Here is a 25,245-nt window from a genome sequence, read left to right on the forward strand (position 1 = left end):
ACCTTCCGGCAGCGGGACTTGGGGCGTTAGACTCGCTAGAACAAGCCGAGCTCCTCGGCTCGGCGGACCGCTGCCCGACGGCTGTTCACCTCAAGCTTGCTATAGATGTTCTTGGTGTGGGATCTCAGCGTATTCAGAGACACGTGAAGCTCGCGGGCTATGTCCGGGCCGCTCAGCTCGGTTCGGAATAGACGAAGCACCTCGTTTTCCCGATCGCTCAGCGGTTCGATCAACGTCTGTTTGGAAGTCGCTCCGCTCTCGGCTTTGCCAATGGCTGACAAGAGCCGAGGCACATAACCGGGGGAGACTCCCTTTCTCCGCGCGGCTTCCAGCAGGCTGGCCATAGGCCGGCCTTCGCCCGCAAAGATGCGGAGGTAGCCTTCCGGCTCGGCGAGGCTCAAGGCGCGTTCCATAGGGTCGAGCGCCGCAGGGATATCGCCTTGCATCTGGCGGGCAAGCGCCTGCAAGATCAGGATTTCGATCGCGCTGCCCGTTCGGCCTCCTTCTTCCGCGGCATGGAGCAGTCGCTTCAGAAGGTCCATCGCCTCACGGAACAAGCGGTCCGCGCGATCGCGCTTATACTTGTCCAGCAGCACCCGTGCCAGCGTGATATGCTCGAATTCGCGGAGATAGGCAGGAGCGTCCTCGGAGGACAGCTCCCGTTCCCGCGCCCAGCCGAGGGCATCGTCCGCTTTGCCCTGCGCGACCCAAATCCGCGTCTTTAAAGCCGATACCGGACGCACGTCGGGGAAAAAGCCGCCCGCATGCAGGCGCCCCGCCTCTTGAAGATGGGATGCGGCGCCGTCCAAGTCGCCCTGCGCCTCCGATAGTCGAGCCATGGCGACGTGCCAGCGAACTCCGGTTTGCGGGCGGCCGGAGCGCTCGTATAGCTCTTTGCTCCTCAATAGGTGTTGGCTGGCGGCATGAAGATCGTTGGATTCGAGGCAGAGTTCGCTCATGGCCGCGTAGATCTCCGCCGTAACCGGCAGTCTAGGCTCGCCGTGCTCCGCGGCCAGCTGCAATCCCTGCTCATAGGTACGCATGGCTTGGCGCAAGCGGCCTTGCGCGATCCGAATATCGGCCAGGGCGATCGTGCCCCCGATGGCGTCCGAGATGTTCCCGGCAAGCCTCACTCCGGCCATGCCCTCGGAGAACATCCGGTGCGCCGTCTCGAGATCTCCGCCCGTCCATGCGGCCAGCCCCAGGAGCGCCGATGCCGCGCCGCGCCGAAGGCAGTCTCCCTCCGGCACGAGGTCAAGCACCCGCCGGGAGTAGTGGATAGCGGCCGGGATATCGCCCAGCACCTGGGCGCGCGCGGCGCGATATCCGGCGATCGTGCCCGGAAGGAGAAGCCATTCCTCATGATCGACGACGACCATCTCCGTCGTTCCCGCGCGCAGATCCTCGGGAGTCTCCAGCCACCGTTCGGCGTCTCGCAGCCGCTCCTCGACGGCCGCAAGCTCCCCGCCCGCCAATAAAGCCCAAGCATACTCGACGCTCAAGACAGGCCTGCGGCGTACCAGCTCGTCGGGCAGCGATCTCGCCCAGCCCAATACGGCGCGCCCTTGCCTATCCCTGCGCATCGCCGGCCAAGCAAGCTCGATCAAGTCCGCCGCCCGCGCGAAATCCTGGGCCGCCAAAGCGTGACGGATCGCATCGGAGACCGAGCCGTACCGCTCGTACCATAGGCTTGCGCGCCGGTGCAGCTCCGCCACCCGGTCCGGCTGATCCGCCTTCAAATGCGCGGAGAGCACCTCGGCGAAGAGGTGATGGTAGCGATACCATTGTCGCTTGTCATCCAAGGGCACGACGAAGAAGTTGCCTTTCTCCAAGTCCTCCAGCCGCACGACGCTATCTTCTTGGCCAGTGACGGCATCGCACAGAGGGCCGTACAGCCGGTCGAGGATGGAGGTTCGAAGCAGGAAGTTCCGGATAGGCTCCGGCTGACGCCGGAGCACCTCTTCGACCAGATAGTCAACGATGTACCGGTTGTCACCGGCGAAAGCGCGAACGAATGCCGGAATGTTCTCGCGCCCCTGCATCGAGAGCGCCGCCAGCTGAAGCCCGGCGATCCAGCCCTCGGTACGGCTCTCTAGCGCGGCAATGTCATCTGCGGAGAGGGACAGGCCCATCACCTGGTCGAAGTACGCGGCCGCCTGGCCGGCGGAAAAGCGCAAGTCCGCGGCACGAAGCTCGGTCAAGTGGCCTCGCGCGCGCAATCGGCCGAGCGGCAGCTGCGGATCTTCGCGGGTGGCGACGACCAGGTGCATCTGCGGCGGCAGATGCTCCAGCAGGAAGGCAAGGGCCTCATCGATTGCCTTGGAGCTAATCGCATGGTAGTCGTCGAGGACCAGAACGAATTTGTAAGGGAGGGCCGAAATATCATTAAGGAGGTTCGTTAGATTCGATTCGGTCAGCGAAGCTTGCCCGGAATCGAATCGATGAATCGCTTCTTCGAAATCCCCGGCCATCGTGTTAAGAGACGCGATTAGGTAAGCCAGGAAGCTTGCGCCATCGTTATCTCCTTCGTCCAAGGACAGCCACGCGGCAGGACGACCGCACCCGGCCGCCCATTCGCCGACCAGCGTCGTCTTGCCGAAGCCGGCGGAGGCGGAGACGAGGGTCAGCTTGCGGTCCAGACCCTCGTTCAGCCGCTCGATCAGGTGCGGGCGAGAGACGACTCGGGAACGTGGGAGGGGGATATACAGCTTCGTGGTTAAGATCGGCCTGTTCATGGATCGAATCGATTCCCCATTCTATCGCTTCATATCCAATAGAATATCTTGAAAGACCGATTTGCACCACTGCCAGATACGCGAATGAAGACGAACCCTTCGCTTTGCCAAGCGATCGACAGGAGAGTCGGCCCCGGAGAGAGAATAAAGGCATAGGACAATACGAAGGCAATAGGATTAGAGCATAGAGCACGCAATGGAATGGCCGCTTGCATTCCAAGCCGATGGGAGCCTAGATCGATGAGCAGGAAATTCCTGAATTCGCCGACCGCTTACGCTTTGGGCATGTTCGCCATGATGGTCCCCAGTCAAGCCTTCAGTTCGTTCTACAGCTATTATTACGTAGAGAAGCTCGGCCTCGGGGTCGGGCTCGCCACGCTTGCCCGCGTCGTCTACCTGATCTGGGACGCGGTCAACAACCCGATGGCCGGCTATCTGTCCGACCGGACGAACACCCGGTACGGCCGGCGCAGGCCTTGGATTTTCTTCTCCGTTCCGTTCTTCATGCTCGCATTCGTCATGGTGTTCGCCGTCCCCGAAGGCTTGGGAGATTCGGGTCTGTTCGTCTGGTTCCTGACGGCGCTCGTCCTGTTCGAGGCCGTGGCCACCTTGCTATGGGTCAACTACGGGGCGCTGTTCCCCGAGCTGTTCCGCGGAGAACGGCTGCGGGCGAAGGCGTCCGCGATCCAGCAAGGCTATCAGATTCTCGCCATCCTTATCGCGACCGCGCTGTCTCCCCTGATCTACGATTCCCTCGGCTTCGGTCCGATGGCCGTCCTGTATGCTCTCGTGTTCGGGATCTTCATGCTGTGGTTCGCCTTCTCCGTTCGGGAAGACGAGGGAGCACGCGCCGAGAAGCCTCTCCCGCTGAAGCAGGCGTTCCGCGAGACGTTGACGAACAAGCCTTTCTGGACGTTCAACATCGCGAACTCCTTCGCCCAGACCGTAAACGGCTTGCTCGGGTCGATGATTCCCTTTTACGCCAAATACGCGCTTAAGATTCCCGAGAGCCAGGTGGCCATCCTGCTCGGCTCCATCTTCGTCACGGTCATTCCGCTCGTCGCGGTATGGTACTGGGTCGTGGGCCGATTCGGCGGACTGAGGAGCTGGAGGGCGGCGCTCGTCGTTTACGGGCTCTCGGCGATTCCGCTCTGGTTCGCGCAGAGCCTCGGAGGAGGAGTCGCCGCGGGCATCGTCGTCGGCTTCGGCATGGCCGGGTTCCTCGTGACGCCGAACGTGCTGTCCGCCCGAATCGTCGACCTCGACGCGGAGCGGACCGGCCGCCGCCGCGAAGGCATCTACACCGCCGTAGGCGGCTTCATCACGCGTTCGAGCGGACTGATCTCGGCGCTGGCATTCTGGATCGTAGGGCTGCTCTACGGTTACGTGAGCGGAGACGACCCGGGGCCGCGCCCGGAGACGACGTTCCGCGTCCTCGTCAGCGTCGTGCCTCTGCTTCTGCTTGCCGTTTCTTTCGGCATCTCCATGCTCATGAAGGATATCGGGGGCGAAGATGCGCCCAAGGTTAGGAGCGACTCGGGAACAGGAACGGGAGGAAGCCTCCATGGCTAGAAAATTGATTCTGAACTGCGACGACTTCGGCCAGAGCCCTGCCGCCAACGAGGCGATCATTCATCTGCTGGAGGAACGCAAGGTATCGTCGGCGACGATCATGGCTCCGGCCCCGGGCTTCGAACAGGCGGCGGCGTGGGCTCGGCGGAAGGGAGCGGACAACGTCGGCCTGCACCTGACGTTCACGAGCGAATACGACGCGATCCGCTGGCCGAGCCTGACGGGGCATCCTTCTCTGCACGACGAGAGCGGGCATATGTACCATACCGTGGCGGAATTCGAACGGGGCGCCGATCCGAAGGCGGTCCGCCTGGAGATCGCCGCCCAATTCGAGGCCGCGCGGAAAGCGGGCTTAAGCCTGTCGCACGCCGACAACCACATGGGCAGCCTGTACGGCACGGCGACGGGGCGTACCTATCTGCCCCAGGCTTTCTGGCAGTGCTCGCGCCGAGGGCTGCCGTTTAGGATGTTCCGCCGATTCTACGAGAAGGATGCGTTCATGGCTTCGATCGACAATCGGGACACGCGAAGGGCCCTGACCCAAGTCGTCGCCCTGGCCGATACGCTCGGAGTCGGTCTGCCGGACTATCTGCTCAGCCATCCCTACCATCTCGAGGAGGGGGAGACGTACGAATCGTTCCGGGCCATGATGATCGCGAAGCTGTACGACTTGCCCGAAGGGATCAGCGAGACGTACATCCATCCGGCCGCGGAGGACGAGGAGCTGGCGAAGGCGGTTCCCTCTTGGGCCAAGCGCGTCTGGGAATACCGGCTTGCCCTCGACGACGATTTCGGCTATGCGCTGAAGGACGCGGCGGTCGAGCTGATCGATTACCGCCACGTGCAGCGGACGAGGCCGCGCTCTCGTCTGAAGGCGGCGGCCAGGCTGGCGAAGACGCTGATCAGCCCATAACTCTTGCATAATAATCCAACCCTCTGGCAACCATGGAAATACTGCCAGGGGGGACATGCATGGCTATTACGTTATTTTTGACTATTTCCATTATACTGGCGCTTTTTTTCTTCACCACGAAGCGTCGTCTGCATTTATTCGAAGGCATCGTTCTTTGGGCCTTTTTTCTGAACATCCACAACAATTTCATCGGCTTCGCCGGTGTCGATTTCCATTTAATCCGCATCTCCCAGCGTCTTCCGAACTTTATTGCTTATTGCGCCATCCGGAATGTGATCTTTCCCCTCTTTATCATATTGTTTCTGGAAGCCGTCGTTTCCTTGCGGCGGTCTTGGGCGAAACTCGCTTGTTTGGTTGTCGCTGTACACCTTCTGATGGGCATCGTCCTCTTGGCCGAGCGGCTGAACGTGCTCCAACATAGCGCAAAGTGGACGGCCGGATGGTCGTATCTCAGCTGGACGGCCGCCCTATTGCTGATGTACGGGATTCACCAATGGATTCGGAGGGTTCTCGGTAAGGATGTGATCGTTTGAACAAAATTCTCCCCCAACGATTCGACGCGAACGAATGGTTCCTGATCGTTTCTCTCCTCTGCGTGGTCGTAATCGCCTCGTTGCTGCCCCGCCGGTTTCCGGCGATCGTCACGATCGTTTTTTTGTCCCTCGGCTTCGGAATTTCCATGTGCGCCGATTTCTTTTTCGCTCCTCCGCCTAACGACTTTTACGACGTGAACGATTCCAAGTACTACGAGCTGTTCGAGATTCCGTTCTATTACTTGTACGCGCCGTTCGCGTACCTTTTCGTCTACTTCTTCGACAAATGGAAAATCCGAGGACTTCTCGTGACGCTGTACGTGCTTATCTGGTCCGCCATAGGCACCGGCTTCGAAGCGCTTGCGGTTTATTTTCACGTCTTCAGATACAAGACGTGGCGACTGGAGTACTCGTGGGTTTTCTACCTGGCCGTTCAATCCATTTATCTGCTGTTGTATCACATTATTAAAAAGCAATACAACGAAACCAAGCGCGAGGAGGGCAGGGATTGGCCTTGACCGCCAAATTGGGCCAGCCGATCCTAGTCCGCCGCTTTCGGGGAACGGATTACGTTCAAGGCTGCCCAGAACAACAGGAGAGCGATGACGGGATGAAGGGCGGATAGTCCCCCGATCCGGGAGGAGAAGATCGCCGTCAGGAAGATGCCGACGATCATTCCGAATAAGAAACGTCTTGGCAGGCTCCGCGAAGACGCGGATCCGAGAGCTGTCGCGGACTTGCTGCTCGGAAGCTGCTTTCAGCATGCGTTCCAATCGAACTTTCTGGGCAGGGTCGAGTCTCGGGAAGAACGGATCGAATTTGTCCGTCGCGTTCTGAATCCGTTATTTCCCGGCGAATAGAAACAGATAACAAGAGCGGATCCCGTCGGCTTGCAAGGCTGTCGCGACCCGCTCTTTTTTACCTGCCCCCAAAGACCTATCCGCAAGCAAAACATGTCGATTGAGGCCGCATAAATACTGGGATTCTGTCGCCTCTTGTTGGTTTCCGTCATCGGGAAAAACCGCCATAAAAATTCTGATTTGGAAAAAAGGAGATGCCCGATTTTTGTAGAATATTTGTCCATTACCTCAACCTGTGAACGATATCGGACGAATTCGAAGATCGATGCTGAACGTCAACTTGGTGGATGCTGTCGCTTGGACTACATTGACGAGAATGGGGTCGAAAGTCATGCTGAAACGAGAGCAAATGAGGTATTCCCGCCTGGCCAATCTCACCAAGCTGATCAACATGAATCTGGAGCTGCGCGAGGTGCTGGTGCACGTGACGACCGCGATCTCGGAGGAGATCGTGCAGTGCGATTCGGTCGGCATCTACCTGCCGCAGAAGGACGGGACTTTCCGGGGGTACGTGGGCAAGCCGGAGGTGCTGAACGGATGGACCTTGGACATGCACGTCATCGACACCGAATACGACCGCTTGGCCAAGGAAGTCATCGAGACGAAGAGGACGATCTACATTCCGGATACGTCGAAGGACGATAGGCCCGACCCCCGAGCCGTCGAGGGCTTCAAGATCAAGTCGCTGCTGGCTCTCCCGATCTCCTACGAGCAAGAGCTGTACGGGCTTGTTTTCCTCTTCGACTACGGCACCCCGATGAACCTGACGGAATTCGAGATCCAGACGGTAGAAGCTTACTTGAACATGGCCGCCGTCGCCATTCAGAATGCTAAGCATCTGGCGTACAAGGAGAGCCTTATCGCCGAGAAGCAGCTGCTGCTCGACGTGACGAGCGACCTGGCGATGTGCTCCACCATGCAGGAGAGCCTGGACACTTGCTTCTTCTACTTGGGGAAGGTGCTGGACAACTCCAATATCGGAGTCCATCTGCTCGACCCGATTACCGAGACGAAGATCAAGCCGATGCGGCTGAGCCGGGACAGCGACTGGACGGAAGAAGCCTGGATGCGGGAGCACAGCAAGTTTACGATTGACGAGAGCAACGACGCCGTGTTCCAGGAAGTGATTCGCACGAAGAAGGCGGTTCTCATCCCCGACGTGTATAAGGATGAGCGTCCCAACCACGAGCTGTGCCGTCGATTCGGAATGAAAGGGCTGTTCATGCTGCCGATGGTGTCCAGGGGAGAAGTGCTCGGAGTCATTCCCGTCGTCAGCCTGGAGGGAGAGCAGCTCGGCTATTCGAAGTCGACGATCGAGCTGGCTCAATCTATCGTGGACGCGACCGCTTCGACGATCTCCAACGTTCTGTTTCTGGAGAAGCAGGAGAGCATTATCCGGGAGAGAACGTCGGAGATTACGGAGAAGAACCGGGAGCTGGAGACGGTCGTCGCGGAGTTGCGGCAGCTCAGCAGGGAGCGGGAGCTGATTCTCAATTCGGCCGGCGAAGGGATCTTCGGACTCGACCTCGACCGCCGCATTACCTTCTGCAACCCCTCCGGCGCCTCCATTCTCGGCTACGATTCCCGCAAGGAATTGATCGGGCGGAATGCCAGCCTTATTTTCAACGGGACTGCGGAGTTAATGCCGGGGACTTCCCCCGCCGGGGGCAAAGGGCATTGGGACACGTTCTCCGAGGTGGAGAAGTTCTATCGCCGGGACGGAACGAGCTTCCCGGTCGAATTCGTTATTTCTTCGATCCGCGAGAAGGGCGAGATCGTCGGCGAGGTCGTCACCTTCAAGGATATTACCCAACGGAGGCAGATGGAGGAGAAGGTCCGCTACCACGCGTATTTCGATAGCCTGACCGATCTGCCCAATCGGGTTTATCTGAAGGATCGGCTGCATGAGAGCATCGCCGCGGCGGTTCGGGAGGACAAGAAGCTGGCGCTGCTCTACCTGGATCTGGACCGCTTCAAGCTGGTCAACGACTCGCTCGGCCATAGCTATGGCGACATCCTGCTCCGCGAGGTGGCGAGGCGGCTGATGGGCTGCGTTCCCCAGGGGGCCACGGTCTCCCGCGAAGGCGGCGACGAATTCATGATTCTGCTTCCCGGCATCGCCGGCGAGGACGAGGTGCTGAGCGTCGTGCAGGCCGTCAAGGATTCCTTCCAGAAGCCGTTCCAGCTTCTCGAGCACGAGATTTACATGAAGACGAGCATCGGGATCAGCGTGTTCCCCGATAACGGAAGCTCGGTGGACGCCTTGATCAAGAACGCCGATACGGCGATGTACAAGTCCAAGGAAGTGGCCGGGAACACCCATCATTTCTTCCGGGAAGGGATGGACACCCGGACGTTCGAGAGCGTCAAGCTGGAGAACGACCTGTACAAGGCGCTCGAGCGCCAAGAGCTTCAGCTCTATTACCAGCCCCAGGTCGACTATGCGACGAACCGGCTGGTGGGCGTGGAGGCGCTGCTGAGGTGGATGCATCCGGAACGGGGGATGATCCCGCCCGACCGGTTTATTCCGATCGCGGAGGAGACGGCGCTTATCGTGCCGATCGGCGAATGGGTGCTTCGGACCGCCTGCCGGCAGCTGAAGGAATGGCACCGGATGGGTTACCCGCGTATCAGCATGTCGGTGAATCTGTCGGCCCGCCAGTTCGAGCAGAACAATCTATTCCCGCTCGTGAAGTCCATTCTGGAGGAGATCGACCTGCCGCCGGAATATCTTCAGCTGGAGCTGACGGAGAACCTGATCATCAAGAACACCGAGGTCACGCTGCGGACGATGAAGCAGCTGAAGGGGCTCGGAATCAACATCGCGGTCGACGACTTCGGAACCGGCTACTCCTCGCTGGGCTATCTGAAGAATCTGCCGATCGATATCCTGAAGATCGACAAAACCTTCCTTCAAGACATCGCGAAGGACGGGGACAACGCCACCATTACCCATGCGATTATCGCGCTGGCCCAGAATCTGAAGCTCAGCGTGATCGCCGAAGGGGTCGAGACGGAGCAGCACGTCGAATTCTTATCCGCCCGCAATTGCTACCTGATGCAAGGTTATTACTTCAGCCGCCCGATGAGGGCGCATGACATAGCCGATCAGTATTTCCATTCGGACAGACGCTTGGAAAAAAGAGCAGGGGGTTTATAAGATGAAGGCAGCGAGAATGGTGTTGGATTATCTGCAAAGAGGAGACGTCAAGTATTTATTCGGCATTCCGGCGGGCTCGGTGAACGCCTTTTTCGACGCGCTTAACGACATGCCGCAGCTCGTTCCGGTCGTCGCCAAGCATGAAGGAGCCGCTTCCTATATGGCTGCCGCGTATGCCAAATATTCCGGCGGGCTAAGCGTGGCGATCGGCTGCAGCGGGCCGGGGGGAACGAATCTCGTTACCGGGGCCGCCAACGCGATGCGCGAGCATCTGCCGGTTCTTTTTATTACCGGTGCCGTGCCCGTCGGCACGATGGGCCTCAACGCTTCCCAAGAGCTCGATGCGGCACCCGTGTTCCGCCCGGTCACCAAGTACAGCGCGCTCGTGAAGGACGCCAAGGAGCTGCTGCCCGAGCTGGCCAAGGCTTGCCAGATCGCGGTCTCGGACGTTCCCGGCCCGGTGCATATCGCGATCCCGATCGACGTGCAGCATGCCGAGGTCGGCCAGCCCGAGCTTCCTCCGTTCCCGACGCGCAAGCCGATCATTCCCGACCTGGAGACGATCCGGCAAGCCGCCAAGGAGCTGTGGAAGCGCAAGGACGGCGTCATTCTGGCGGGCCAAGGGATCCGCGGCTCGGTGGACGTGCTGCTGGAGCTGGCCGAGCTGCTTCATTGGCCGATCGTCGCCACCCCTCAAGCGAAAGGATATATTCCGGAGGATCATCCGCTGCTCGTCGGCGTGTTCGGCTTCGCGGGCCATGAAGCGGCCGCGGGATTGATCGCGGACGGAGGGGGACAGGCCCTTCTGATCGCGGGCTCCAGCCTGGGCGAGACGGCGACGAACAATTACAACGCCAGCCTCGCGAAGGGGCGGTACACGGTTCAGATGGACTTCGATTCCACGGTGTTCGGCCGCAAGTATCCGGTCGATCTTCCGGTTCTCGGCGATATCAACCTGAGCCTCCTGCTTCTGTTGGAAGAGCTGCGGGCGCTAGGGGCGAAGACGGAACGGCCGGAGGCGCCGCCTCATCCGGCGAAGAAGCCCAAGCAGGAGGCGCTCCGATTGGAATACAACACGCAGAACGCGCTTCTCGCTCTGCAGGAGAAGCTTCCGGCCAATACGAGGTACGCAATCGATATCGGGGAATTCATGTCCTACGCGATCCATCACATGAAGGTGCTCGAGCCGGACTCCTACAGCATCAACGTCCACTTCGGCGCGATGGGAAGCGGAATCGGCTCGGCGATCGGCTCGTGCCTGGCGGAGCCGGAGCGACCGGTCGTCTGCCTTACGGGCGACGGCTGCTTCTTCATGCACGGAATGGAGATTCTGACGGCCAAGGAATACGGGCTGCCGATCCTGTTCGTCGTCGTCAACAACGCCCGCCTGGGCATGGTGTATCACGGGCATTCGCTGCAGTTCAAGCGCACGCACCCTTCCTTCGAGCAAGAGGAGATCGATATCTCCGCGATGGCCGCGGCCATGGGGATTCCGAGCTACCGGGCGTCGGAGCTGGGGGATCTGGATTCGCCTGCGATCGACCGCTTGCTCGGCACGAAGGGACCGGCACTGCTCGAGATCGCCCTTAAGGACAACAACACGCCTCCGATGGGAGACCGGGTGAAGTTCTTGTCTTCCTTCGGCAAATAGAAGCTAACGAATAGAGAAGGAGCGCGAGATCATCTGCCGGAGAGTCTGGATGGTCCGGCCTTTGAACGAGTCGGGGACCGCCTCGCCGGACGGGCTGCAGTAGGAATGGCTGCTGGAGTTCTCGTCGTAGTCGTACCCAAGCAGGAGCATGGCATGCATGTAATCTTCGGGGAGCGCGTCGGACGGGTAGCTCATCCAGAAGTAGGACGTCGGATAAATTCGAACGTCGATGTCGCCGGCTCCCGTATGAACGATGAAGAGATCGGTCTCCTGCCGGAGCATCCACTGGTTCTTGGAGAAAAGCGAAATTCGCGATCCTTCCAGGGCGGACAGCGCGTCCAGGTTGACGCCGAAGGTCTCGTTCAGCGTCCGGCGCAGCCGCGGTCCGGATATCGGGGAGCCGGCGAGGCCGCATTCGCATTCCGCCAAATACCGCTCAATGACCTCCCGGGCCGTTCCCTGCCCGGGGCAAGGCGGGAGAGAGTCGATGTCGAAGCTATAAATCAGCTCGATGAGCAGGGCGATGTCGGAAGCGTTCAGCTTCCTTCTGGCGTTTACCAGCCAGCGGTCCATTCTCTCAACCTTGCTTCCTAGCGTTTGGTCCAACTCCATCGGCATTTTCCAACCCTCTCCCAATGGTTATAAATCCTAAAATTAACTAATATTATAATCGATTAAGAGAGAATAGACGATAGAGGCTAAGCAACCTTCATGCCCGAGTATCCGTCTAATTGGAAAATAGAGGGGCGGCGGGGGGCGTGAAGATGGATCGGAACGGGCGGAGCATGGAAACGGACCGGAGCGGGCGGAATCCGCGGCACCGGCCGTACGGGCAATCCTCATTCGCTAGGACGGCCGGTTACGTCTGCTTGGGGCTTGCGGTTCTGACGGCGATGGGGATGGTTTTCTTCTTCCTGATGGTTAGGGAACATGAAGAGGATCGCGAACGGGAAAGGCTGTTCCCTTGGCCGGAGCGGGTCGCTTCCGTCCGCGTGCTGAATTCGGACGGCACGGAGAGGCTTCGCGAGTTTCGCGATGCCGGGCAATTGGAGGAAGTGAAGAAGAGGCTGGGCATCATCCCCCGAACCTACTTCGAGGAACCGGAGCCGAGCGGCACGCTTTATCGGATAGAGCTGCTTGGGGATGACGAACGGGAAGCGGTCGTTTTTCTGTTAAGCGATCTTAGAGAGAGCGGCGGAGGAGGGAAGATTTACCCGCCTAACCCGGAGAAAAACGAAGTGTGGAAGCTGTCTCCGGACACGGTCGGGTATTTGGTGGACGCGGCGGAGCCGGCATGAGAGACGCTTAGAAGCGAAAAAGAGGGAAAATCGAAAGTTCGAGCTGCCGATCGTCCTGTCGAGGATGAGGACTTGGCTGGAGACCGGAGAGGTTATGGGGAGCAATTGATAAAAAAGGCTGCCGGCACCCTGCGATGCCGACAGCCTTTCTTCGTTCGATTAGAAGAACTTCAAGACTTCCGCTTTCACTTCTTCGTTCGAGCCGCCGACCAGCTTCTGGTGCTGCGGCTTGTCGAACAGCGCTTCGATCTGCGGCGGGAACGTCTGCTCGATGCCGATCAGCTCGATCGCTTCGTTGAACTTCGCCGGGTGGGCGGTCGACAGCGCGACCGTCACTTCGTCCTCCGCCGTGAATTTCTCGGCGGCCGCGACGCCGCAAGCGGTGTGCGGATCGAGCAGGTAGCTGTACTCGTCGTGGTAATTGCCGATCGTGGCGAGGCACTCGTCGTTCTGAACGCCGTAAGCGGCGAAGTCCTGCTGCACTTGCGCGAGCTTCTCCGCCGGAATGGCGATCTTGCCTTCCTTCTTGTACGAGTCCATCATCGAGGAGATCGTCGCCGAGTCTTCCCCGTACAGATAGTACAGGTAGCGCTCGAAGTTGCTGGCCACTTGAATGTCCATCGACGGGCTGTACGTCATGTGGAACTCGCCAGGCTGGTAGACGCCTTCGGTCACGAAGCGCTCCAGGATGTTGTTCTCGTTCGTCGCCAGGATGAGCTTGCCGACCGGCAATCCCATGCGCTTGGCCAGGTAACCGGCGAAGATGTCGCCGAAGTTGCCCGTCGGAACGCTGAAGTTCACGCGGCCGGTGTGGCCCTGCTTCGCCAGTTGGAAGTAAGCGTAGAAGTAATACACCGTCTGCGCCAGAATTCGGGCGATATTGATCGAGTTGATCGCGCGCAGGTGATATTCCTGCTTGAACTTCACGTCGGCGAACAGCTCCTTGATAATGCGCTGGCAATCGTCGAAGTTGCCGTCGACCGACAGGTTGAGCACGTTGGCGTCGTCCACCGTCGTCATCTGCAGCTCCTGCACCTTGCTCACCTTGCCGTGCGGATGAAGGATGCAGATCCGGATGCCTTCCTTGCCGCGCACTCCCTCGATCGCCGAAGCTCCCGTATCCCCCGACGTTGCCCCGAGAATATGGATGATCGAATTCGTTTTCCGCGAGATGTAGGAGTACAGGTTGCCCAAGAATTGAAGAGCGACGTCCTTGAAGGCGAAGGTCGGCCCATGGAACAGCTCCAGAATGTGCAGGTTGTTGTTCACGCGGCGAACCGGCGTCACTTCCTCGTGGCGGAACGTGCCGTAGCTGTCGTCGATGAGCTTCTTCAGGTCTTCGCGCGGGATCTCCCCGCCGGTGTATAGAGAGAACACTTCGAGCGCAAGCTCCGGATAAGAAAGCTTCTGCCACTGCGCGAGAGTATCGGCCGTTAGCTGCGGGATATGCTTCGGAACGAGCAAGCCGCCGTCATCGGCCAGTCCCATCAGGACGGCGTCGACGAAGCCGATCGCGCCTACTTGACCTCTAGTGCTGATGTAGTCCATAACGATCCCCTTGTGCGAGCGATTTTCACTCATTGTAACAAATAATGCAGGGGTTTCCCAACCCTCTTTTGGCGTGTTCTGCGAAAAAAACCGCCCGAAATCCCCAAAGAGGATCTCGAGCGGTCGTATCAGGCGTCAGCCTGCTAAATTATGCCTTGCCGTTGGAGCCGAACTCGCGAATCTTGCCGATAACCGTTTGCTTGATCGCTTCGCGGCCTGGGCCGATGAACTTGCGCGGATCGTAAACGGTGGCGTTGCCTGCAAGGACTTCGCGAACAGCCTTGGTGAATTCGATTTGGTTCTCGGTGTTCACGTTGATCTTGGCCGTTCCGAGCGAAACGGACTTCTTGATTTGCTCGGTCGGGATGCCGGTGCCGCCGTGCAGAACGAGCGGAAGGTTGATCGTCTTGCAGATCTCTTCCATCTCCTTGAAGCCCAGCTTCGGTTCGCCCTTGTAAGGACCGTGAACGGAGCCCAGAGCAGGAGCGAGGCAATCGATGCCCGTGCGCTCAACGAGTTCGAGGCATTCCTTCGGATCCGCGTAGATGACGCCGTCCGCAATAACGTCGTCTTCTTGGCCGCCGACCGTGCCCAGCTCGGCTTCGACGGATACGCCGCGAGCATGCGCATACTCAACGACTTGCTTCGTCGTAGCGACGTTTTCTTCGAACGGATGGTGGGAAGCGTCGATCATGACGGAAGTGAAGCCTGCGTCGATAGCGGCCTTACACTTGTCGAAGCTGGAACCATGGTCGAGGTGGATCGCAACCGGAACGGTGATCTTGGACTCTTCGATCAGAGCCTTGACGATTGCCGTTACAACCTTGAAGCCGCCCATGTACTTAGCCGCGCCTTCGGATACGCCGAGGATAACCGGGGACTGCTCGGATTGAGCGGCGTCCAGGATCGCTTGCGTCCATTCCAGGTTGTTGATGTTGAACTGACCTACCGCATAACCTTCTTTGAGTGCTTTGTTAAGCATGTCTTTCATGGATTCCAATGCCATTGTTGTTGCCTCCTACACTGTTTTAGAATCGATGCTTCTATGGTCTTGCCGCAACTCCCGATCGGGACACGGTCTGCGGGATCCTTCTTAGCCTAGTCTCTCCTGATTGGCTTTCTTGCACACCAGCGGCCGTAACGAACCAGGCAGCTCCCAGCAGGCTCGTCCTCCAATCTCCTGTCTCTGCAATTCAATTCCCTATTATACATCATCTCTTCGATTTTAGCCGTGTTTCAAGCCAAAAAACGCACCTTTTCGTCGCGATTTTATTCCATTTCGGTGTGTAAGCGCTGCCTATTGGCAAGGGAAGGGATAAATTCTGGCAGGCAATCCCACCTTATCGATCCGGAATATGGTGCGGAAGGGACGGCGGTGCTAGAATAGACGAAGCGAGATTTGACAGGGAGGGTCTGCAGGATGCCGATGTTCGGGGAAAAGGCAACGATTCCCGCTAAGAAGAGAATCGTTTTTCTAGGCGATAGCATTACGGACGACGGAACCTATATCAGCTATCTGGACGCGTACTTTCGCCTTCGGAAGCCGGAGGTTGAACTGGAGCTCATTAACCTCGGCGTCAGCAGCGAGACGGCGTCGGGCCTTAGCGAGCCCGCGCATCCGTTCCCGCGCCCGTGCGTGTTCGATCGCCTGAACCGGGCGTTGGCGGAGACCGAGCCGGAGTGGGTCGTCGTCTGTTACGGGATGAACGACGGAATCTATTATCCGCTCTCCGAGGAGCGGTTCGAGGCTTATAAGGCGGGAATGCGCCGATTGCTCCGCACGATCCGGGCCGCGGGCGCGAAGGCGATCGCGGTGACGCCTCCTCCGTTCGATCCGGGGGCGCTGGATCGGGCGGCTGAGCGCCTGCGGCCTGCGAACGCGGCGGAGTTCAGCTACGATACGCCGTACGAGGACTATGAGGCGGTGCTCAAGACGTATGCGGATTGGGTGCTGGAGCTGGACGAGAGCCGGGCGGACGGCGTCGCGAGCATTCACGAGCCCATGCTGGCGTGGATCCGGGAAGCTCGCGAGAAGGATCCCGAATACCGGACGGGAGACGGGATTCATCCGAACCGGCAAGGGCATTGGGTGATCGCGAAGTCGCTGCTGGCGGAGCTGTTCGGCGTGAAGCCGGAGAGCGAGCCGGGCTATGTGGACGATCCGGAAGGAGCGTCGGCGGCATACCCGCTCGTATGGGAGCGTCACCGCCTGCTTAGCGCGGCGTGGAAGGAGCATGTTGGGCATACGAACATATGGAAGGCGGAAGGAGCGCTGCCTCTAGCGGAAGCGAAGGCGCAAGCGGCGGAGCTGGAAGCCAGGATCCGGGCGGCGGCGGAGAGCCGTCCGGAGGAGAGATTCGTTTAGGAGGGTGATACGGGTGAAGGTTCGGGTAGATTGGCGAGGAAGCTCCGGCGTGGCGATCATCGACAGCGACGAAGTGCTGATCGAGGACGTTCAGGGAGCGCTCGACCTGTTGGCGACAGTGCAGTATAACGAAGGCGTAAACAAGCTGCTTCTTCGGAAGGAGAACGTCTCGGAGGCGTTCTTCGACCTCAGCACGCGGTTGGCGGGAGAGGTCCTGCAGAAGTACGTGAACTACCAGGTGAAGCTCGCGATCGTCGGCAATTACGACGGATATTCGAGCAAGAGCTTGAAGGATTTTATTTATGAGAGCAATAAGGGGAGCCAGGTGTTTTTCCTTCCTAGCGAGGAAGCGGCTCTTGAGGCTCTTCATACGGCTGGTTAGATAAAGGGTAAGGAAGCTCTTCCCGAAGGGGGGGAGCTTCTTTGCGTCGATATCGACGAACTCGGCGACAGGATGTTATTGCGCCGAGTCTTTCTGCGGCGGCAGCGCGATAGTCTCGTCTGAGATCATCTCGCGCTCTAACCTCGCCTAAAACCTGAAGCTCTTCAGTCGGGAATAGGTTTCTTCACTTCAGGAATACTTCTCAAGGATGTAAATCGCCTCTTCGATATCCACCACGCGTTCGCTACGATCGGCCATATCCTTAAGGCGAACCTGGCCGAGGCGGCGCTCCGTCTCGCCGATCAAGACGGCGAACCGGACGTCGGCATCGCCTGGTCCGAGGCGAACCGGAATGCCTTCCGCTCGCAAGAGAGCCGCCGTGCGAAGCGCATCGGCGCCGTCCCCGTCGCCGACGGCGATGACGGCCGCAAGAACGGGGGGCCGCCCCGCGGGCTCCCGTCCCCGGTCCCGAAGCAGCGCGGCCAGAAGCAGAAGCTCGGCCGCCGAACCTTCGCCGCCGATTCCCGCCGCGTCCGTCCTGTGTTGGACGGCAGAATCATTGCCGCGGTAACCGTACCGCTCGAACGCCTCTCTCGCTACCGACTGAATGCTGCTCCTCAGCGCTTGATCCGGGCCGAAGGAATCGTACGTACCTTTGACATTTCGCATGTTCTCCATTCCTTTCCGATTGAAAATAAAAAACGCGCAGGACCTCTTGGTCCTGCGCGTTCTATGCCGCAGGGAGGCCAACGCGAGATGCGTTAGCCCTCCCTGATCCAATCAGGAAGTGCTAACGCTTAAGGAAGTAATAATGAAGTTGTTCGAGTACGATCGGGTTCATGGAACCGATCCCCTTCCATTCATCATTGGAGTCATTATAGCGAATGGAGCTCGAACTGACAATAGCGAATCGGGTGCGTCACGGGTTCGTTTAAAGGTGCCTGAGAATGGTTTCGGTCAATCGACCGGCGATCGCTCGAGCTCCGGAAGCAAGCTGGTGACGATCGAAGCGCAGCATGACGAATCGCTCGTCGGCGTCGGTCGCCTCCGCTAACCAGCCGGCCAAGCCCCGCGCCTTGCGGTCGATTTGCAGCAGCAGGCTGACGCCTTCATCGTCCGGATAGAAGATGATCTCCAACTCGTCCAACTGGCCGCGGAATTGCGAGGTCGGGACGAATTCGAACTCTTGAACGAACGGCTGCCCGTTGGTCTTGCCGTAGTACGGAGAGTACTCGTTGGACACGTCGCGAAGCAGGAAGCCCAGCTCGCTGACCGCTTCCAGCACGGCTGCGCAATGCGGATGCGGCTGGACGACCAAATAATCCTGATCCTTCGGATCGATCGCTTCTTTGATTTCAAGGCCGGTTTGGATCCAGACGGGAGTCCTGCCCAAGGTAACCGGAGTATGCAGCGGAAGCTGGAACGAGACGGGGAATTCATACGTTTGCTCCGCCTGCACCGTAAATCCTCCCGCCAATAAGACCCTGGAGATAGCCGCGTCCGATTCGATCTTCGAGTCGTTCTGTTCCTTCAAATAACGCGTCATCACGTAGGCGTAGACGTCGTCGACCTGCTGATCCACGCGACCGCCTTCGATGCGGACGATTCCGCTGAGCGTATCTCCCGCCGTCACCGCTTCTTGATGGAGCATGAGATCGACCTTGGCCGCGCCGATCCCTACGCTGGCGAGCATTCTTTTGAACATGGACATTCTCGCTTCTCTCCTTCTAATGCTTATTACTTCTACTACGATAAGTGCGCTAAAGCGGTTTCATGAATGAAACCGCAAAAAGATTTAACGGGGGCGTCGTTCGTCAGTGCGGCGCGCGGCCGTTCCCGGCGACCGCCCGGAGTCGGAATACCGTCGGGGAGCAGCTCGTTTCCTTGCGAAACGCCTTCGCGAAGTGGTTCGTGTCGGGGTAGCCGACGAGCTCGCCGATCTCCTTCACGCTTAGATCGGTCGCGAGGAGCAGCGATTTGGCTTTCTGCATCCGCTTGCGGTTCAGGTACTTGAGCGGCGGGACCGCAAAATGCTTATTGAAGTAACGAACGAGATAGTTCGGGTGAAGGTGGACGTGCTTGGCCAGCTGCTCCAGCGTAATCGTCTCGTGCATGCGGGCGTCGATATACGCTTCGATCCGCTTCATTCGCTCGAGCTCGCCGCTCCTGCCCGGAACGATCCGCGGCTGCGGGCTCGCTTCCGACAGGAAGCCGGCGACTATCTCGAGCAGTACCGCCTTCTCGCGGATGCGCGCGAGATAGCCTCGGTCTTGATACAGCTCGGTCAGCTCCCGGAACAGCGCGACGAGCTTGACCATGAGAGAAGGCGAAACGTTGATTACATGCGGTAGATCGAGCCATTGGAAAAGGTCCGTTCCTCCCATCGTCGCCGTGAAGTGGCACCAATATTTGGCGTAGGGAGGCCGGCCTTCCAGGGCGGAGTACGACTGCAGGACATGAGCGGGCATGTGAACGAGCTGTCCCGCAACGGGCCGATATTCTTCTCCGTCGATTCGCAGCCAGCCTTCTCCCTCGGCGATCAGATAAAGCTTGTTGTAAGAAGGGACGTAATCGATCTCGCGCCACATCGGCGTGCACTCGGTATAGTAGGTCTCCACCAGTTGAACCTGCAACTGCTCGAGCATATCGCCGAGGAAGGCGGGGTTCGGATTCGGGGTTATCGGCATGCCGGCTTCACCTCGCCTTGTCGTTTGGTTAATCTGATCCCCATAAAGGCTAATTTCTTGCCTATAGAGTAACACAATTCGTTGCTAGACTAAGGGTAAAATGATTCATATGGAGGCGCTTGCGCAATGAGTATTTCGGCCGATTCATCTTACCTCGAGCAACGAACCGAACGGACGAAGTGGTTCCTTCGGGATCGCTTCGGAATGTTCATCCATTGGGGGCTGTACGCGATTCCCGCTCGCGGCGAGTGGGTACGAAGCTTCGAACGGCTGTCCGTCGAGGATTACCAGGCTTATTACGAGGAGTTCAATCCGGAGAGATACGATCCTAAGGAGTGGGCGAAGGCGGCCAAGGCGGCGGGCATGAAGTACGCGGTGCTGACGGCCAAGCACCATGACGGCTTCTGCTTGTTCGACACCAAGCTTACGGATTACAAATCCACGAACACGAAGAGCGGGCGAGATCTGGTTCGCGAGTTCCTGGATGCGTTCCGCGCGGAAGGGCTGAAGGTCGGCCTCTATTATTCGCTGCTCGACTGGCATCATCCGGATTATCCCGCGTACGGAGATTCCATTCATCCGATGCGCGACAGCGAGGCGTACAAGCGAGATCCGGCCCGGTTCACGAATTACCTCGACTACATGCACGGCCAGGTGCGCGAGCTTCTGACCGATTACGGCAAGCTGGACATCATGTGGTTCGATTTCTCTTACGGAGAGGTGAAGGGAGAGGCGTGGCGGGCGACCGAGCTGATGGAGATGCTCCGATCCCTCCAACCGGATATTATCGTGGACAATCGGCTGGAGGCAAGCGGAGAGGAAGGGGGCTCCATCTATACGAGGAATCCCAGCCTGTACTCGGGCGACTTCGCCTCTCCGGAGCAGATCATTCCGCCGAGCGGCGTCACGGACGAAGAGGGGAACCCGATCCCTTGGGAAGCTTGCATTACGCTGAACAACAACTGGGGCTACTGCGCGTCCGACCGTGCGTACAAGACGGCCAAGACGGTTATCCGCAAGCTGGTCGAGTGCGTAAGCAAGAACGGCAACCTGCTCCTCAACGTCGGCCCCGACGCAAGAGGCGAAATTCCGCGCGAATCCTTGAACGTGCTGGAGGAGGTCGGGGAGTGGATGCGCCGCAACGGAGACAGCATTTACGGCTGCGGGGCGGCCGATCTGCCGAAGCCGGAGTGGGGGCGTTACACGCGCAAGGGCGACAAGCTCTACGCGCACGTGCTGGAGGAGAGCGTCGGCCCGATCAACCTGGCGGGCTTGGCGGGGCGAATCGGTCAAGCCAGGCTGCTGGCCGACGGCAGCGAGGCTTACGTGTCGCGTCCCTGGAACGCGACGCTGTATCCGGACGACGCGTTCTTCAACTTCGCGCGGCCGGAGCATTACACGTACCCGCTGCCGGATGAGCGGGATACGGTGGTCGAGTTTACGCTGATCGAGGAGTAAATCATCCGATAAAGCCGAACCGAAGCGGGGCACCTTCCTAAGAAGGTGCCCTCAGCCTGTTATTAGAAACGCTTCGCAACCTCCCTAGCCTGTGCGATTGCTTTTTCTTTAATAGCCGGAGCTTGCTCTGACGATGCCGTTCCTTCGACCCAAATGGCTTCGACCGATTGAATCCCATAGAACTGCAGAACCTTATTCAGATAGCTGTATCCCATCTCGATCGGAGCGAGAGGACCTTCCGAATAAACGGAACCGCTGGCTTGAATGTGCAGGGCTTTCTTGCCGGATAACAGGCCTACAGGACCGTTCTTGGTATATCTGAAAGTTTTGCCCGGGATGGAGGTCGCATCCGTGTAGGCTTTCATAACCGGCGGGATCGAGAAATTCCACATGGGGGACACATACACGTACTTATCGGCGGCCACGTATTGATCCACAATCTCCTCAAGACGAGCTACTTTGGACTTCTCGGCATCGGACAGCTGATCGTAAGACGAACCCGACCGAAGCTTGCCCCAACCGCGCAAAACATCGGCATCGAATGGCGGAATATTCTCCTTGTACATATCCAAATGAACGACTTCATCCGCTGGATTTGCTTCCCGGTACGCTTCAATAAATTCTTCGCCTACCGCGAGGCTATAAGATTCCTTGGGATCAAGGGGATGTGCGGTGATGTACAAAACAGTTGCCATGAAATAAACTTCCTTTCTGTAATTAATTTAATTACACTTTCTACATTGATCATATAATATATAATTTATTTGTGAAGTACGCTCTTTAATGTGGTATAGTATGAAAAAAGGTACTGTAACGGAGGCCAACGCATGCAAAAGAACCCGGTCCAATGTCAATTCGTTGCGGCGCTGGATTCGATCGTCGGCAAATGGAAGCCGATCATCCTGTATCATTTGCTTCAAGGCAAACCTTTGCGGTTCAATGAGCTCAGAAGATTGCTGCCCGATATCACTCAAAGGATGCTTACGCTCCATCTGCGCGAATTGGAGGAGGATGAGATCGTTAAACGAGTCATTTATCCGCAAATCCCGCCGAAGGTGGAATACTCCATCACGGAATACGGGAGGACACTAGCTCCGATTTTGGAAAGCTTACACCAATGGGGAAAGGCCCATGTCGAGCGAAAGCAGCTCAAGAAGGCAGAAAATGAACAAAACGAAACGGACTAGCGTAGGGAATTACGCTAGTCCGTTTCGTTCGACCCTTTTACTCGATCATGTTTTTCGTCGTTTCATACATGCGGGCCGTGTATTCGTCGATCTCATCCCGCGACATGCGCAGGCGAGCCTCGGAGGTGCCATAACCGATCTCCGACTTGCCCTCTTCCAAGCCCTTGAAGATTCCGTCCGCGAAGGCATCCAGCGGCTCTCCGTGCACATGCAGACTTTGTCCGCCGAGATCCGTATTCACCGCCGGAGGAGCAATCTCGATGACCTCCACGGAGGTATCGGACAGCTGAAGCCTAAGGCTCATGGTGAAGGAATGAAGGGCCGCTTTGGTCGCCGAATAAGTCGGGGCCACCGCGAATGGCGTAAAGGCTAATCCCGAAGTGACGTTAAGGATAGCCGCCGAGCTCTTGGCCGCAAAATAAGGGGCGAACAGCATCGAGAGATGGATCGGCGCTTCGACGTTCGTTTGGATTTCTTGGTTGAGGGAGCCCCAGTCGTTCCTCGCATCCGCTTTTAACACGTTGAACCGCAGTTGAATCCCCGCGTTATTGACCAACGCGTTCACGTCGGGATAATTCGCCGTCACCCAATCGAATAAGGCCGTGCGCTCGGATTCGATCGTCAGATCGCTTGTCCGGACAATAAGGCCCGGCAGCTTCTCCTTGGCATTCTCCAGAACGTCCGCCCGGCGTCCCGTCACGATGACGGTATTCCCGGCTTTGATAAAGCGTTCGGCGAAAGCGAGTCCGATTCCCGAACCGCCGCCCGTGATCAAGATCGTATTACCGGATAACTTCATTTCCGTTCCTCTTCTCTTTGGTTGATTTGATTCGTGTAACGGTCGATCTTAACGTCGATTCCCGCGAGGGACTCCGTCATCGAATCGATATGGGCCTGTACGGCTTGCTTGTGTTTCTTCATCATCTCGAGCCGGAGATCGACGGTGTCGTCTCCTTGCGCCACCCAATCCATATATTGCTTGATGTCGCCTATCGGCATTTGCGTGTTTTTTAAACAAAGAATGATTTCGAAGAGAGCCATCTGACGTTCCGAGAAGAGCCGTCTGCCGGCTTCGTCGCGTTCGATAAAGGGCAATAAGCCTTTCTTCTCGTAGTAGCGAATCGTTGACTCCGGTATGTTCCATCTGGCTGCCGCTTCGCCTATCGTTACATATTTCATGTGGAGGCCTCCCCATTCGGCTTTCCTGTCGACAGGATTAGGATACGACTTAAACCATGGTTTAAGTCAACAGTAATTAATAAAAAAAGGCCCCGAACGAGTCATCGTCCGAGGCTGCCAACACGGCAACGATGATAACCAGCAGCAGATAGAGGCGGTTATGGCCCGCGGCCGATAGCACGCATAGATCATTTTCCGACGCGGGTTATTTAAAGAATTCATTCAGATAGGATAGAATGAAGGTATTCGGAATTCCAGGCCTTATGAAGAGTTCCGTCCGGAATAGGGAATCCAATTCGGCTTACGGTAAGCTAAAGGAGCGGTAAAGATGCAAAACATTGCGGGCAAAGTAGCGCTAATCACGGGAGCGGGACGCGGGATCGGCCGGGCGACGGCCATCGCGTTCGCGCAGGAAGGCATTCATGTCGGGCTTGTGGGACGCACATTGGAAAATCTGCAAAAGGTAGCGGACGAGCTGAAGGCGTACGACGTGAAAGTGGCCATTGCGGCGGGCGACGTGGCGAACCTGGAGTCGATCACCGCGGCGGTCGAATCCATTCGCGGCGAGCTGGGCGCCATCGACATTCTGGTCAACAATGCCGGCATCGGCAAGTTCGGCGGCTTCATGGAGCTGACGCCCGAGGAATGGACGAACGTCATCGACGTCAACGTCAAGGGCGTGTACTACACGACTCGCGCGGTTTTGCCGGAGATGATGGAGCGGAACGCGGGCGACATTATTAATATCGCTTCTACGGCAGGCCAGAGAGGGGCGCCGCTCACGAGCGCGTATACCGCATCCAAGGCGGCCGTGATCGGTCTCAGCGAGTCCTTGATGCTCGAGGTCCGCAAGAAAAACATTCGCGTAGCCACCCTAACGCCGAGCACGATCGCGACGGACATGGCCATCGAGCTGAAGCTGACGGACGGCAATCCGGACAAGGTGATGCAGCCGGAGGATCTGGCGGAGTTCATCGTCGCGCAGCTGAAGCTTCACCCTCGCGTCGTCCTGAAGCATGCGGGGCTCTGGTCGACGAATCCATAAGAATCGTTTGGGGAGTAAGATCGTTTAGCGCTTCTTTTTGGGGCGTTAGGCGGTCTTTTCTTTTGCGTCTGCTGCCGGGAATAGGATAAGCTGAAGAGTAGCAGATATTCGTACGGAGGGAATTCGGTAAAATGCAAATTCAGATCGTGTGCGTTGGGAAGCTGAAGGAGAAATATTGGATGGACGGAGTGGCGGAATATGCGAAAAGGCTGGGCGCCTACGCCAAGCTCGACATCCGCGAGCTTCCGGACGAGAAGACGCCGGACTCGATGAGCCCGGCGGAAGAGGAGCAGGTGCGCATCCGCGAGGGCGAGCGCATCCTGGCCGCGCTGCGGGACGGCGCTCACGTCGTCGCGCTCGCCATCGACGGCGAGACCTGGTCGAGCGAGCAGCTCGCCGCCCACCTGGATAAGCAGGCCGTCTACGGCGGCGGCTCCGTCAGCTTCGTCATCGGCGGCTCGCTCGGTCTCTCGCCTGCCGTGCTCAAACGCGCCGACAAGAAGCTGTCGTTCGGAAGGATGACCTATCCTCATCAGATGATGCGGGTGCTGCTTCTGGAGCAGGTTTATCGGGCTTTTAAGATTAATCGGGGGGAGCCGTACCATAAGTGACGGCGAAATTTTACAATGACCAATGTTGGGCGTGAATTTGTTGCAATTGTAGGAGGACATA

General features: G+C 58.2%; 24 protein-coding genes. 13 read left to right on the plus strand and 11 right to left on the minus strand.

The window, feature by feature from the left end:
* Positions 1 to 35: 35 nt before the first annotated feature.
* Positions 36 to 2,735: a winged helix-turn-helix domain-containing protein gene (locus tag H7B67_RS08285; RefSeq protein WP_185119338.1), complete on the minus strand. Its 2,700-nt coding sequence runs from the start codon at positions 2,733 to 2,735 to the stop codon at positions 36 to 38.
* A gap of 240 nt (positions 2,736 to 2,975) precedes the next feature.
* Here H7B67_RS08285 and H7B67_RS08290 point away from each other — a divergent pair, with 240 nt between their 5' ends.
* From H7B67_RS08290 to H7B67_RS08305, 4 genes are read left to right on the plus strand one after another with little or no spacing between them, the layout of a single operon-like run.
* Entirely contained in the window at positions 2,976 to 4,307 is a 1,332-nt protein-coding gene (locus H7B67_RS08290) for an MFS transporter (RefSeq protein WP_185119339.1), read from the plus strand.
* On the plus strand, positions 4,300 to 5,220 hold the full coding sequence (locus tag H7B67_RS08295; RefSeq protein WP_185119340.1) for a polysaccharide deacetylase family protein: 921 nt from the start codon (positions 4,300 to 4,302) through the stop codon (positions 5,218 to 5,220). The genes H7B67_RS08290 and H7B67_RS08295 overlap by 8 nt, the downstream gene beginning before the upstream one ends.
* Before the next feature lie 59 nt (positions 5,221 to 5,279).
* Positions 5,280 to 5,753: a CBO0543 family protein gene (locus H7B67_RS08300; protein WP_185119341.1), complete on the plus strand. Its 474-nt coding sequence runs from the start codon at positions 5,280 to 5,282 to the stop codon at positions 5,751 to 5,753.
* On the plus strand, positions 5,750 to 6,271 hold the full coding sequence (locus tag H7B67_RS08305; protein WP_185119342.1) for a hypothetical protein: 522 nt from the start codon (positions 5,750 to 5,752) through the stop codon (positions 6,269 to 6,271). The genes H7B67_RS08300 and H7B67_RS08305 overlap by 4 nt, the downstream gene beginning before the upstream one ends.
* A gap of 23 nt (positions 6,272 to 6,294) precedes the next feature.
* Here H7B67_RS08305 and H7B67_RS31075 read toward each other — a convergent pair whose 3' ends face one another.
* Entirely contained in the window at positions 6,295 to 6,429 is a 135-nt protein-coding gene (locus H7B67_RS31075) for a hypothetical protein (protein ID WP_281067795.1), read from the minus strand.
* Positions 6,430 to 6,947: 518 nt separating this feature from the next.
* Between H7B67_RS31075 and H7B67_RS08310 the strand changes: the two genes are divergently transcribed.
* A complete protein-coding gene (locus H7B67_RS08310) occupies positions 6,948 to 9,773 on the plus strand; it encodes a bifunctional diguanylate cyclase/phosphodiesterase (RefSeq protein ID WP_425353880.1) in 2,826 nt (941 codons plus the stop codon).
* A 1-nt stretch (position 9,774) separates the two neighbouring features.
* A complete protein-coding gene (locus H7B67_RS08315; RefSeq protein WP_185119344.1) occupies positions 9,775 to 11,424 on the plus strand; it encodes a thiamine pyrophosphate-binding protein in 1,650 nt (549 codons plus the stop codon).
* A 3-nt stretch (positions 11,425 to 11,427) separates the two neighbouring features.
* Here the strand turns inward: H7B67_RS08315 and H7B67_RS08320 are convergent, their stop codons facing one another.
* Positions 11,428 to 12,042: a hypothetical protein gene (locus tag H7B67_RS08320; RefSeq protein ID WP_185119345.1), complete on the minus strand. Its 615-nt coding sequence runs from the start codon at positions 12,040 to 12,042 to the stop codon at positions 11,428 to 11,430.
* 146 nt (positions 12,043 to 12,188) lie between these two features.
* Here H7B67_RS08320 and H7B67_RS08325 point away from each other — a divergent pair, with 146 nt between their 5' ends.
* The gene (locus H7B67_RS08325; RefSeq protein ID WP_185119346.1) at positions 12,189 to 12,722 is read left to right on the plus strand and encodes a hypothetical protein; all 534 of its coding nucleotides are present in this window, start codon (positions 12,189 to 12,191) and stop codon (positions 12,720 to 12,722) included.
* A 159-nt stretch (positions 12,723 to 12,881) separates the two neighbouring features.
* Here H7B67_RS08325 and thrC read toward each other — a convergent pair whose 3' ends face one another.
* Positions 12,882 to 14,270, minus strand: a complete 1,389-nt coding sequence (gene thrC / locus H7B67_RS08330) for a threonine synthase (protein WP_185119347.1) — start codon at positions 14,268 to 14,270, stop codon at positions 12,882 to 12,884.
* A gap of 148 nt (positions 14,271 to 14,418) precedes the next feature.
* Complete coding sequence (locus H7B67_RS08335; protein ID WP_185119348.1) at positions 14,419 to 15,276, minus strand: class II fructose-bisphosphate aldolase; 858 nt, start codon at positions 15,274 to 15,276, stop codon at positions 14,419 to 14,421.
* Between the two features lie 414 nt (positions 15,277 to 15,690).
* Between H7B67_RS08335 and H7B67_RS08340 the strand changes: the two genes are divergently transcribed.
* Both H7B67_RS08340 and H7B67_RS08345 read left to right on the plus strand, forming a co-directional pair.
* Positions 15,691 to 16,635: an SGNH/GDSL hydrolase family protein gene (locus tag H7B67_RS08340; protein ID WP_185119349.1), complete on the plus strand. Its 945-nt coding sequence runs from the start codon at positions 15,691 to 15,693 to the stop codon at positions 16,633 to 16,635.
* Positions 16,636 to 16,648: 13 nt separating this feature from the next.
* On the plus strand, positions 16,649 to 17,017 hold the full coding sequence (locus H7B67_RS08345) for a DUF4180 domain-containing protein (RefSeq protein ID WP_185119350.1): 369 nt from the start codon (positions 16,649 to 16,651) through the stop codon (positions 17,015 to 17,017).
* Positions 17,018 to 17,206: 189 nt separating this feature from the next.
* On the opposite strand, the gene H7B67_RS08350 is transcribed toward H7B67_RS08345, so the two are convergent.
* The 3 genes from H7B67_RS08350 to H7B67_RS08360 all read right to left on the minus strand — a co-directional run bounded on the left by H7B67_RS08350 (position 17,207) and on the right by H7B67_RS08360 (position 19,704).
* Positions 17,207 to 17,686, minus strand: coding sequence for a HisS family protein (locus tag H7B67_RS08350; protein WP_185119351.1), 480 nt, complete (start codon positions 17,684 to 17,686; stop codon positions 17,207 to 17,209).
* Between the two features lie 262 nt (positions 17,687 to 17,948).
* A complete protein-coding gene (locus H7B67_RS08355) occupies positions 17,949 to 18,728 on the minus strand; it encodes a sporulation protein (RefSeq protein ID WP_185119352.1) in 780 nt (259 codons plus the stop codon).
* Between the two features lie 103 nt (positions 18,729 to 18,831).
* Entirely contained in the window at positions 18,832 to 19,704 is an 873-nt protein-coding gene (locus tag H7B67_RS08360) for a helix-turn-helix transcriptional regulator (RefSeq protein WP_185119353.1), read from the minus strand.
* Positions 19,705 to 19,830: 126 nt separating this feature from the next.
* Between H7B67_RS08360 and H7B67_RS08365 the strand changes: the two genes are divergently transcribed.
* On the plus strand, positions 19,831 to 21,162 hold the full coding sequence (locus H7B67_RS08365) for an alpha-L-fucosidase (protein WP_185119354.1): 1,332 nt from the start codon (positions 19,831 to 19,833) through the stop codon (positions 21,160 to 21,162).
* Positions 21,163 to 21,224: 62 nt separating this feature from the next.
* On the opposite strand, the gene H7B67_RS08370 is transcribed toward H7B67_RS08365, so the two are convergent.
* Positions 21,225 to 21,857, minus strand: coding sequence for an NAD(P)H-dependent oxidoreductase (locus tag H7B67_RS08370; protein ID WP_185119355.1), 633 nt, complete (start codon positions 21,855 to 21,857; stop codon positions 21,225 to 21,227).
* 132 nt (positions 21,858 to 21,989) lie between these two features.
* Here H7B67_RS08370 and H7B67_RS08375 point away from each other — a divergent pair, with 132 nt between their 5' ends.
* A complete protein-coding gene (locus H7B67_RS08375) occupies positions 21,990 to 22,349 on the plus strand; it encodes a winged helix-turn-helix transcriptional regulator (RefSeq protein WP_185119356.1) in 360 nt (119 codons plus the stop codon).
* Positions 22,350 to 22,386: 37 nt separating this feature from the next.
* On the opposite strand, the gene H7B67_RS08380 is transcribed toward H7B67_RS08375, so the two are convergent.
* Both H7B67_RS08380 and H7B67_RS08385 read right to left on the minus strand, forming a co-directional pair.
* Positions 22,387 to 23,148 carry an SDR family oxidoreductase gene (locus tag H7B67_RS08380; protein ID WP_185119357.1) on the minus strand — a complete coding sequence of 254 codons (762 nt, stop codon included), beginning with the start codon at positions 23,146 to 23,148 and terminating at the stop codon, positions 22,387 to 22,389.
* Positions 23,145 to 23,528 (minus strand): MerR family transcriptional regulator, encoded by a 384-nt coding sequence (locus H7B67_RS08385; RefSeq protein WP_185119358.1) that lies wholly within the window; start codon positions 23,526 to 23,528, stop codon positions 23,145 to 23,147. Before H7B67_RS08385 ends, H7B67_RS08380 begins: the two co-directional genes overlap by 4 nt.
* Before the next feature lie 328 nt (positions 23,529 to 23,856).
* Between H7B67_RS08385 and H7B67_RS08390 the strand changes: the two genes are divergently transcribed.
* Both H7B67_RS08390 and rlmH read left to right on the plus strand, forming a co-directional pair.
* A complete protein-coding gene (locus H7B67_RS08390; RefSeq protein WP_185119359.1) occupies positions 23,857 to 24,573 on the plus strand; it encodes a 3-ketoacyl-ACP reductase in 717 nt (238 codons plus the stop codon).
* Positions 24,574 to 24,704: 131 nt separating this feature from the next.
* On the plus strand, positions 24,705 to 25,184 hold the full coding sequence (gene rlmH, locus H7B67_RS08395) for a 23S rRNA (pseudouridine(1915)-N(3))-methyltransferase RlmH (protein WP_185119360.1): 480 nt from the start codon (positions 24,705 to 24,707) through the stop codon (positions 25,182 to 25,184).
* The last annotated feature ends 61 nt before the right edge of the window (positions 25,185 to 25,245 follow it).

Origin of the sequence: Cohnella thailandensis (assembly GCF_014212135.1) — a bacterium.
Lineage (GTDB): Bacteria > Bacillota > Bacilli > Paenibacillales > Paenibacillaceae > Cohnella > Cohnella thailandensis.

Coding starts and splice junctions, on each gene's coding strand:
- H7B67_RS08285 (WP_185119338.1), bottom strand. CDS start 2,735: ATGAACAGGCCGATCTTAACCACGAAGCTGTATATCCCCCTCCCACGT.
- H7B67_RS08290 (WP_185119339.1), top strand. CDS start 2,976: ATGAGCAGGAAATTCCTGAATTCGCCGACCGCTTACGCTTTGGGCATG.
- H7B67_RS08295 (WP_185119340.1), top strand. CDS start 4,300: ATGGCTAGAAAATTGATTCTGAACTGCGACGACTTCGGCCAGAGCCCT.
- H7B67_RS08300 (WP_185119341.1), top strand. CDS start 5,280: ATGGCTATTACGTTATTTTTGACTATTTCCATTATACTGGCGCTTTTT.
- H7B67_RS31075 (WP_281067795.1), bottom strand. CDS start 6,429: ATGATCGTCGGCATCTTCCTGACGGCGATCTTCTCCTCCCGGATCGGG.
- H7B67_RS08315 (WP_185119344.1), top strand. CDS start 9,775: ATGAAGGCAGCGAGAATGGTGTTGGATTATCTGCAAAGAGGAGACGTC.
- H7B67_RS08320 (WP_185119345.1), bottom strand. CDS start 12,042: ATGCCGATGGAGTTGGACCAAACGCTAGGAAGCAAGGTTGAGAGAATG.
- H7B67_RS08325 (WP_185119346.1), top strand. CDS start 12,189: ATGGATCGGAACGGGCGGAGCATGGAAACGGACCGGAGCGGGCGGAAT.
- thrC (WP_185119347.1), bottom strand. CDS start 14,270: ATGGACTACATCAGCACTAGAGGTCAAGTAGGCGCGATCGGCTTCGTC.
- H7B67_RS08335 (WP_185119348.1), bottom strand. CDS start 15,276: ATGGCATTGGAATCCATGAAAGACATGCTTAACAAAGCACTCAAAGAA.
- H7B67_RS08340 (WP_185119349.1), top strand. CDS start 15,691: ATGCCGATGTTCGGGGAAAAGGCAACGATTCCCGCTAAGAAGAGAATC.
- H7B67_RS08350 (WP_185119351.1), bottom strand. CDS start 17,686: ATGCGAAATGTCAAAGGTACGTACGATTCCTTCGGCCCGGATCAAGCG.
- H7B67_RS08355 (WP_185119352.1), bottom strand. CDS start 18,728: ATGTCCATGTTCAAAAGAATGCTCGCCAGCGTAGGGATCGGCGCGGCC.
- H7B67_RS08360 (WP_185119353.1), bottom strand. CDS start 19,704: ATGCCGATAACCCCGAATCCGAACCCCGCCTTCCTCGGCGATATGCTC.
- H7B67_RS08365 (WP_185119354.1), top strand. CDS start 19,831: ATGAGTATTTCGGCCGATTCATCTTACCTCGAGCAACGAACCGAACGG.
- H7B67_RS08370 (WP_185119355.1), bottom strand. CDS start 21,857: ATGGCAACTGTTTTGTACATCACCGCACATCCCCTTGATCCCAAGGAA.
- H7B67_RS08375 (WP_185119356.1), top strand. CDS start 21,990: ATGCAAAAGAACCCGGTCCAATGTCAATTCGTTGCGGCGCTGGATTCG.
- H7B67_RS08380 (WP_185119357.1), bottom strand. CDS start 23,148: ATGAAGTTATCCGGTAATACGATCTTGATCACGGGCGGCGGTTCGGGA.
- H7B67_RS08385 (WP_185119358.1), bottom strand. CDS start 23,528: ATGAAATATGTAACGATAGGCGAAGCGGCAGCCAGATGGAACATACCG.
- H7B67_RS08390 (WP_185119359.1), top strand. CDS start 23,857: ATGCAAAACATTGCGGGCAAAGTAGCGCTAATCACGGGAGCGGGACGC.
- rlmH (WP_185119360.1), top strand. CDS start 24,705: ATGCAAATTCAGATCGTGTGCGTTGGGAAGCTGAAGGAGAAATATTGG.